The sequence below is a fragment of the Bradyrhizobium sp. IC3123 genome (genome assembly GCF_020193625.1).
Lineage (GTDB): Bacteria > Pseudomonadota > Alphaproteobacteria > Rhizobiales > Xanthobacteraceae > Bradyrhizobium > Bradyrhizobium yuanmingense.
This window is the reverse complement of the sequence record NZ_JADYVF010000058.1, coordinates 1-595: the sequence shown is the minus strand read 5'-3', so window position 1 is coordinate 595 and position 595 is coordinate 1. Positions and strand designations below refer to the sequence as shown.

Annotated in this window: 1 protein-coding gene; it reads right to left on the bottom strand. The window is 57.1% G+C overall.

Going from position 1 to position 595, the window contains the following annotated elements; genetic code table 11:
- A partial coding sequence (locus tag I6F20_RS38640; protein ID WP_225131605.1) for an AMP-binding enzyme occupies positions 1-427 on the bottom strand: 427 nt, incomplete at its 3' end.
- Positions 428-595: the final 168 nt, after the last annotated feature.

The window sequence follows — 595 nt, the reverse complement described above, 5'->3', positions numbered from 1 at the left end:
GGAGCGAGTCTCCGCCAAGGCTTATGAATTGGTCATTTACACCTATGTTCTCGATACGCAAAATGCCGGACCAGATTTGACGTAGCCGGACTTCGAGGTCTGATTGCGGCTCCGCGAAGGGCGTTGATAATAACGGCCGAACACTGGCCGGGTCAGGCAACGCTGCAAAATCGACCTTTCCGTTCCTGGTCAGTGGAATATCGTCCACATGGATGATTCTTTCCGGAAGCATGTAGCTGGGGAGTGCCTCAGCAAGAAACTTCTGAAGATCGCTTTCCGCCAGTTCAGCTGGAGCCGACACATACGCGACCAGACGCCGCGATTCGGCTTGCGCCTCCGACCCAGCTATATCTCGCGCCGTAAGCTTTACACCTGCGCAGACAGAGGCGAGTGCGACGGCGCCATGCACCGAAGGATGAGCGGACAAACGAGCTTCGATTTCTCCCAGCTCGATTCTGTGCCCGCGACTTTTAACCTGACGATCCCGTCGACCGAGACATTCCAGAAGCCCGTCGGAACGAACGCGCCCAAGATCACCTGTCCGGTATAGGCGCCCGAACGACGGGTCGTTTGAGAACGGGTTCGGCCCAAACGC